Source organism: Streptacidiphilus melanogenes, assembly GCF_000787835.1.
Lineage (GTDB): Bacteria > Actinomycetota > Actinomycetes > Streptomycetales > Streptomycetaceae > Streptacidiphilus > Streptacidiphilus melanogenes.
This window is the reverse complement of record NZ_BBPP01000063.1, coordinates 1-8,217: the sequence shown is the minus strand read 5'-3', so window position 1 is coordinate 8,217 and position 8,217 is coordinate 1. Positions and strand designations below refer to the sequence as shown.

Here is an 8,217-nt window from a genome sequence, read left to right as displayed (position 1 = left end):
CCCCGGGGACGGCGCCACGCCGGCGTTCGCCACGCCTGCCGGGCCCCCCGTGCAGCCCGCCGTGCCGCTCGACGGTCCGCCGCCGTACCCCGGGCAGCCCGCGCCCTTCCCCGCGCCGGGCGTCCCCGCCGAGGGCGGGCCGTCCCCGTATCCCGTGCAGCCCGTGCCGGGTGCACCCGCGCCGTACGGCGATCCGGCCGCGCAGGGCCTGCCCGGCTACCCCGGAGCGCCGGGCGCCCCCGGCGTTCCCGGCGAGGGCCCGGCCGGTCCGTACGGCGAGCAGCCGTACCGTCCGGCGACGCCGCCCGTCGCACCGCCCGCCATGCCGCCGCAGGGCGAGCCCGCCGTCGGCGTGCCCGGCCAGGCCGGTCCCAACCCTTGGGCCGCGCCGCCGCAGCAGCAGGGCTGGGGCGGAGCGCCGACGGGGCCCGTCGCGCAGGGCGCGCCGCTGGGTTACACCGCCGCGGTCGAGCTGTCCTCGGACCGGCTGCTGAAGAACCAGGCGCCCGAGCGCCGCCAGGGTCCCCCGCGCTTCCGGCTGGGCGGCAAGGCCGCCGAGGCGGACCGTGCGCAGAAGCTGGCCGTCCTGCGTACGCCGGTGATGACCAGCTACAAGATCGCGGTCATCAGCCTCAAGGGCGGCGTCGGCAAGACGACCACGACCACCGCGCTCGGCTCCACCCTCGCGAGCGAGCGGCAGGACAAGGTCATCGCGATCGACGCCAACCCGGACGCCGGCACGCTCGGCCGCCGCGTGCGCCGCGAGACCAGCGCGACCATCCGCGACCTGGTCACCGCGATCCCGTACCTGCGCAGCTACATGGACGTGCGCCGGTACACCTCGCAGGCCAGCAGCGGTCTGGAGATCCTGGCCAACGACGTCGACCCGGCCGTCTCGACGACCTTCAACGACGAGGACTACCGCCGGGTCATCAACTTCCTCGGCGAGCAGTACCCGATCATCCTCACCGACTCGGGCACCGGCCTGCTCTACAGCGCCATGCGCGGCGTGCTGGACCTGGCGGACCAGCTGATCGTCGTCTCGACGCCCAGCGTCGACGGTGCGAGCAGCGCCAGCACCACGCTGGACTGGCTCACCGCCCACGGCTACGCGGACCTGGTGCAGCGCAGCATCACGGTCGTCTCCGGGGTCCGCGAGACCTCGAAGATGATCAAGGTGGACGACATCGTCGCGCACTTCCAGACCCGCTGCCGCGGCGTCGTGGTCGTCCCGTTCGACGAGCACCTGGCCGCGGGTGCCGAGGTCGAGCTGACCCGGATGAAGCCGAAGACGCGCGAGGCCTACTTCAACCTGGCCGCGATGGTCGCTGCGGACTTCTCCCGGATCCAGCCGCAGCAGATGGGCTGGCAGCAGCCCGGCGTGCCGCCGCAGCCGGGCCCGCCGCCGCAGGGATACGACCCGCGCCAGCCGTACCAGCAGCCGCAGGCCTACCCGGCACAGCCGGGGCAGCCCGGACAACCGGGCCAGCCGGGTGCGTACCCGCAGCAGCCACAGGCCCCGCAGCCCGGCCAGCCGCCGCAGGGATACGACCCGCGCCAGCAGTGGGGTTACGGCTACCCGCCGCCGCAGCAGTGAGCGCCGGGTGACACGAGGAGGGGCGGACCGCTGGTGCGGTCCGCCCCTCCTCGTGTCCCGTCCGTCCGGTTCAGACCGCGTCGGTCAGCTCCCGGGCGCGCTTCACGTCGTCGGCCATGCGGTCCAGCAGGGCCTCGATCGTGTCGAACTTCTCCATGCCGCGCAGGTAGGCGAGGAAGTCCACGGCCACGTGCAGCCCGTACAGGTCGAGGCCGACCCGGTCGATCGCGTAGGCCTCGACGGTGCGCTCGGTGCCGTCGAAGGTGGGGTTGGTGCCCACCGAGATCGCGGCCGGCATGCGCTCCTGACCCACTGTCAGCCAGCCTGCGTAGACGCCGTCGGCGGGAACGGCGGTGTGCGGGAGCGTCTCGACGTTGGCTGTCGGGTAACCGAGCTCGCGGCCGCGCTGCGCGCCGCGAACGACGACGCCCTCGACCTGGTGCGGGCGGCCCAACACCTCGCCCGCGCCGACGACGTCGCCCTCGGCGACCAGGCGGCGGGCCAGCGTCGAGGAGAAGGGCGCGCCGTCTCCCGCCGCGCCGGTGATCCGCAGGTCCAGCACCTCGACGGTGAAGTCGTGCTGCCCGCCGAGCTCCGCCAGCAGTTCGACGTTGCCCGCCGCGCGGTGCCCGAAGCGGAAGTTGGGGCCCTCGACGACCAGCTGCGCGTGCAGGCTGTCGACGAGCACCTGCCGGACGAACTCCTCGGCCGACAGCTGGGAGAACTCGGAGGTGAACGGCAGCACCAGCACCGCGTCGACGCCCAGCGCGGCCATCAGGTCGGCCCGGCGGTGGTGCGGAGCCAGCAGCGGCGGGTGACTGCCGGGGCGGACGACCTCGCTCGGGTGCGGGTCGAAGGTGACCACCACGGAACGGGCCCCGAGCGCGCGGGCACGGTCCACGGCGTGGCCGATGATCAGTTGGTGGCCCTGGTGCACCCCGTCGAAGGACCCGATGGTGACGACGCTGCGTCCCCAGTCCCCCGGCACTTCCGTCAGGCCCCGCCAGCGCTGCACCTTGACCGCTCCTCGTCCGTCCTGCGCGTCGCCGCAGGCCCAAGTGTTTCCAACCCCCTATACCTTGCCATGGGCCTGGTCCGGGATCCTCATCGGACTCGTCACAGCCGGGCGGAGCAGCCCGCGCAACTCCCGGGCGAGAACGCAGTCGACGCCCGCGAGCGCCTCGGCGAGACGCCACCGTACGGGCTCCGGCTGCTCGGCCGCCGCCTCGCGGACGAAGGCGAGCAGCGTCTCGCGCTCGGCCGGTCCGTGCGCGAGCCGAGCCCGCAGCCACCCGCCGACCTGGGCGGCCGCCTCCGGGCGACGCTGCAGGTGCTCACGGACGAGCCGCGCGGCCGCGGTCCTGGCGCGCGGCGCCGGCGTCGCCCCCAGTACCCGGAGCACCGCGGCGGCCTCCTCCCCCGGCTCGCGCAACCGTCCCGCATAGCCGGCCAGCACCAGCGTCGGATCGCCGTCCAGCGCGGGCGCGAGCGCCGCCGCGCCGAGCAGCGGATCACCGGCCAGATAGCGGGCGACGGCCTCGCGCAGGCGTTTCGGCCGGGCGACCGGATCGCTCACCAGCGCCGCGTAGGCGGCGCCGTGCAGCGACTCCTCGTCGCCGCGCGCGAGCAGCGCCTCGGCGGCCAAGCGCACCAGCGTGCGCTCGGCCGGCGCCCCCGTCGCGGCCTGGCGCGACAGCAGCGGCAACACGGTCGCGGCGGCGACGTGCCGCTCGGGGCGGGGGTCGTGCGCCCAGCGGTCCACGGCCCGCCCCAGCGCCGACGGCTCGGCCTGTGCGAGCGCCCGCAGCAGCGCGTCCGCGCGCGGATGCGCGGCGTCGACGAGGGCCTCCGCGAGCTCGTCCAGCGCGACGTGCCGGTGCGCGAACAGCGTCTCCGCGGCGACGCCGCTGACCCGTTCGTCGGCCAGCCACCGGCACAGCGGCGGTAGCGCGGCGGCCGGATCCTGCACCACCACCTCCCCCAGCAGCAGCCCGGGCTCCTCCGTTCCGGCCCGCACCAGCACCCGCAACACGTCCAACCGCGCCCCGACGGTGAGCGGCAGCCGCCGCCAGAAGTCCCAGGGCAGGAAGGGCTCGCGGTCGGCGGCGGAACCGGGCGGCTCGGCTGAGAGCGCGGCTGTCGTCCGACCGGTGTTCGGCCTTGCGGCAGTCCGGGTGGTGGCGCCGTAGACGACCCGGCCGGCCAGGGCGCGCAGGAGGGGGGCGTAAGCGGCGGCGTCCGGGAGGCGTTGGAGGGTGTCGGTCAGGAGGCGCTCGGCCCACCAACGGGCCTCCGAGCCCGGGGGCGCCGCCTCCGGGCCGTCGAGGCGCAGGACGAGGCGGCTGAGCAGCGATTCCAGGGTCTGCGGGTCGTCGGCGTCCAGCCCGAGCAGCGCCTGCCGGACGACCGCGAGACGCCAGCGCGGGACACCGCCGCCCGTCGGCTGACCGGGGATCGGCACGGGCGGCGCCCACCCGAGCGGGCCGCCGCGGCGGTGGACGCCGACGGGGCGCGGCGGCGGCTCCTCCGCCGGGAGCGCGGTGTCGGCGAGGACCATCGTCAGCGCGACGGGAACGTCGAGGTGGAAGCCCTGGAGCCACTCGGCGAGTGCGCCGGAGGCAAAGCGGTAGCCGATGCCCGCCGCCACGAGGACGCCCTCCCCGAGTACGGCCTGGGCCCATCCCTCGGACCACGGGAACAGCTCGTCGAACTCCCGTGCCGTCAGCCCGCAGTCCGGTGCGCCCAGCATCCGCCGGGCCGCCTCGTGACACCGTCCGGCGACGCACGCGGCCAGCCGCCGGACGGCACGCGGGGCGGCACCTGGACGGCGCGGCGGCCGGGGGTAGGGCGACTGCGACGGCTCCGGCGGCGGCGCCGACGTTGCGCCGGGGTCGGCTGCGCGAGGCGCGGACCGCCGCCACAGGATGCCCAGCCCGCGTGGGACGTCCTCCGTCGCCGCTGACGGCGCGCTCGGTTCGGGCGCGGACGCCGCCTGCTCCGCGGGAGCGGCGAGCCGCTCGGCGATCCGCAGGCAGGCGAGGTCCAGCCCGGCCGAGAGCAGGTCCGTCCTGGTCAGCGAGCGGGAACGCGGCAGGGCCAGCGCGGGCTGCGCCGCCCGGACCTCCCCGAGCAGACGCAGTGCGAGCGCGTCCCCCGCTGCCACCAGCCCGGCGACGCCCGGTTCCGTCGCGGGGTCGACTGCCGCTCCGGCTGACACGCCGGCTGCCGCCGGGGCCTGCCGCAGGGCCAACTCCGCCGCAGTCCCCGCCTCGAGCGGGCCGAGCCGGCGGCTGCCCTGCACGTCGTCCGGGCCGAGGATCGAGCGGGTCCGCTCCCAGAACTCCGGCAGACACCCCAGCGCCAGCCGGCACTCCGTCCCGCGCAGCCGACGCACGGTCTCCGCGCACCAGCCGCGCCAGCGGGTCAGCAACTGGGGCGGGGCCTCCTCGGGTGCGTCCAGGACGATCAGCAGCGGCCGGTGGGCGGCCGCCGCCACCCGCGCGGCCTGGCCCGCCAGTGGGGCGGGGGCGGGGTGGCGCAACAGCGTGTGCACACGGCCGAGGACGCGGTCCGCCGCGTCGAGGACGCTTGCGTCGCCCGCGGCGAGGTCCGCGCCGCGCAGCCAGAGGGTCGGCAGACGGTAGGCGGCACGGGTGCGCTGCAGCGCGAGAGCCGCCAGCTCGGTCGTCCGCCCGCTGCCCGCCTCGCCGACGACCCCGAGCACCGGTCGCACCGGGTCCCAGCCCTGGACCGATTCGAGCAGTCCGTCCGCACGCGGCACGCGCCGCGCCGCAGCCTCGGTCGCCGCCGCGTCGATCCCGGCGGCGGCGAGCTCCAGCACCCCGGCGAGGTTCAGCGCGCGCCCGTGCGCGGGGACGGTCTCGGCGTTGCGCGCCACCAGATCCGCGAGAACCGGATCCGCGGCGACCGCCCCGAGCCGCACCGCCAGCACCGCGCCCCGCCGACGGCTGCGCAGCGCCGCCGTCGCGACGCCCACCACCGCGCCGGTCTCCGCGTCGACCACCGGGCCGCCGGCGGCGTGGACGGGCAGACCCGAGGGTGCCTGTTCCAGGCTCAGCTGCCAGACGTCGGGGAGCAGCCAGAAGCGTTCGGACTCCTCGTAGCGGGCGGTCACGAGCCCCGCGACCGCCCCCTGCAGGACGGCACCGTGGCCGGGGACGGAGACCAGACGCGTCCCCGCCCCGTCGGCGAGCGGCCAGGGCGCGCCGGGCGGGATGTCGGTGCGCAGCAGCGCGAGCCCGAGCGCGGGCAGCGCGACGATCCCGCCCGGCGCGACGCGGGCGGACCGCCCGTCGGAGCAGGCGAGCCGAACCCCGGCGAGGCCGTCGACAACCTCGTGGGCGGTCACCAGCGTGCCGTCGTGATCGACCGCGAAGGCGAGCCCCCGCAACGTCCCCCGCGAGTCGCTGACGCACACCAGCCCAGGCCCCACCGCCCCACCCTTTCGCCGTGCGGCGCGCACCCGCGCACCACCTGGCTGGAGGCTGCCCACCGCTCACGGCGTCCCGCCGGGCGTCCTCCCGCCCGCCCCTGCCGCGCTTCGCGCGCTCGCTCGTTGGGGTGGACCGCGTTTCGAGCGGAGGCGGGCACGGCACGTCAGGGCGGGCAGCGGACCGTGGCGGCGCCCAGCGCCGATGGTCCCGGGCACCGGCCCGGCCCGTGTCCGCTCCGCTCCACGAGCTGCCCCGACCGCCCTCACGGGCCGTCGCTTCGCCTGGCCGGCGCCTCCCACGACGGGTCGCCCGCTCCGGGCGGCGAAGCCGGGGCCGCCACGGTCAACCGGCAGCGAAGATCGCGCAGGTGGTCGTGCCGTGGGCGTAGAGCTTGCCGTCCGCCGTGCCGGTCAGCCGCGCCTCGGCGGTCGCCGTCGTGCGGCCGACTTGGACCGTCGTCGCCTCGCAGCGCAGGCGGGGCGTGTCCGCGAAGACGGGCCGGACCATGTGCACGTTGAGCTGCATCGTGGTGTAGGCCCGCCCGCTGGGCGGTGCGGTGGCCACCGCACTGCCCAGCGCCGAGTCGAGCAACGTCGCGAGGAAGCCGCCGTGCACCGTCCCCATGGGATTCAGCAGGTGCTCGCCCGGATCGCCCTCGAACGCCGCCGTCCCCTCGCCGACCTCCACGAGATGGAAGCCGAGCGTGTGCGCGATCGGCGGCTCCGGAATCTCCCCGGTGAGGATCTTCCGGAGCAGCTCCAGACCCGTCGGCGAGCCCTGGCGGGTGGCGGTCGGCATCACGCGACCTTGACGCCCAGCAGGTCGACCGGCGTGATCACCGGCGGCGCGCTGAGCATCGTCTCGGCCGCGCCCATCAGCGCCGCCGCGATCGCGCCCTGGAGGTGGGCCTGGCGGCCCTCCTCGTCGTCGAAGGTGTCGAAGACGCCGAAGGTGGTGGCGTCCTGGCGGAACGAGTACCAGGTCACGGTGTGCTGCTCCTGCTCGGCGAGGGTGACCGCGTCGCGCAGCATCGCCTCGACCTTGTCGGCGTACTCGGGCTTGGCCTCGATACGCGCGAGCAGACCGATCTTCATGGTGTGTCTCCTTGGGGTTCGGGGAGGAGGGTCGCCGGTTCTCCGGCACACCTCGAAGCTACGCCCGGGCCCATACCAAGATCAGTGGCAGAAACGCCACGGATGATAGCGTTTTCGTCATGGAGGTAGCGGTTCTCGTCTACGACGGCGTGTTCGACTCCGGCCTGTCCGCGGTGCTGGACGTGCTGGACGGCGCCAACGCGATGCGTGGCGAAATCGGTGGAGCGCCCGCCTGGAACGTGACGACCGTGGGCTGCCGGCCGCGGGTGCGCACCGGAGCGCGGCATCTCGTCGAGACGGAGCCGCTCGACCGGATCGACGCGGCGGACCTGCTGATCGTCCCCGCGATGGCCGAGCGGCGGCCGGAGGCACTGCTGGAACGCGTCGCCTCGGCGGAACTCGCCCCGGTCCGGGAGCGGATCGCCCGGACCCGGGCCCGAGGCACGGCCATTGCCTCGGCCTGCACCGGCACCTTCCTGCTCGCCGAGTCGGGAGTCCTGGACGGCCAACGGGCCACCACGAGTTGGTGGCTGTCACCGCTCTTCCGCGGACGCTATCCGCAGGTCCGGATCGACCAGAGCCGGATGGTCGTCGTCGGCGACGGCGTCACGACCGCGGGCGCGGCCTTCGGGCACGTCGACCTCGCGCTCCACGTGGTCCGCTCGGGCAGCCCGGCACTCGCCGACCTGCTGGCCCGCTACCTGGTGATCGACGAGCGGCCGTCGCAGTCCGCCTACACGATCCCCAGCGCGCTGGCGCAGAGCGATCCGACGGTCGCCGCCTTCGAGCGCTGGGCCCGCGCACGCCTGGCCGAACCCATCAGCATCCCGGACGCCGCGAAGGCCATCGGGGTCAGCAACCGGACCCTCCAGCGGTCCGTCCAGCGCTGCCTGGGCACCTCACCCATCCGCTTCGTCCAGGACCTGCGCGTCGAGCAGGCGTCCCACCTGCTGCGCACCAGCGAGCTGTCGCTGGAGACCATCGCGCGCAAGGTCGGCTACGAGCACCCGCACACCCTGCGGGTACTGCTCCGCGAGCGCACCGGGAAGACGACGACCGCCCTCCGCGGCGT

At 75.7% G+C, this 8,217-nt stretch carries 6 protein-coding genes; 2 read left to right on the top strand and 4 right to left on the bottom strand.

Annotation, left to right across the window (positions count from 1 at the left end; genetic code table 11):
* The coding region (locus TR49_RS36435) for a MinD/ParA family ATP-binding protein (RefSeq protein ID WP_236653692.1) at positions 1-1,597 on the top strand (1,597 nt) is incomplete at its 5' end.
* 70 nt (positions 1,598-1,667) lie between these two features.
* Here the strand turns inward: TR49_RS36435 and TR49_RS36430 are convergent.
* From TR49_RS36430 to TR49_RS36415, 4 genes are all read right to left on the bottom strand, one after another.
* Positions 1,668-2,612 (bottom strand): bifunctional riboflavin kinase/FAD synthetase, encoded by a 945-nt coding sequence (locus tag TR49_RS36430; protein ID WP_042390025.1) that lies wholly within the window; start codon positions 2,610-2,612, stop codon positions 1,668-1,670.
* A gap of 57 nt (positions 2,613-2,669) precedes the next feature.
* Positions 2,670-6,050, bottom strand: a complete 3,381-nt coding sequence (locus TR49_RS36425) for a trypsin-like peptidase domain-containing protein (protein ID WP_152627653.1) — start codon at positions 6,048-6,050, stop codon at positions 2,670-2,672.
* A 343-nt stretch (positions 6,051-6,393) separates the two neighbouring features.
* Positions 6,394-6,849, bottom strand: a complete 456-nt coding sequence (locus TR49_RS36420) for a PaaI family thioesterase (protein WP_042390024.1) — start codon at positions 6,847-6,849, stop codon at positions 6,394-6,396.
* Positions 6,849-7,145, bottom strand: coding sequence for a putative quinol monooxygenase (locus tag TR49_RS36415; protein WP_042390022.1), 297 nt, complete (start codon positions 7,143-7,145; stop codon positions 6,849-6,851). Before TR49_RS36415 ends, TR49_RS36420 begins: the two co-directional genes overlap by 1 nt.
* Before the next feature lie 119 nt (positions 7,146-7,264).
* On the opposite strand from TR49_RS36415, the gene TR49_RS36410 reads away from it, so the two are divergent.
* On the top strand, positions 7,265-8,217 hold a 953-nt coding region (locus tag TR49_RS36410; protein WP_042390019.1), incomplete at its 3' end, for a GlxA family transcriptional regulator.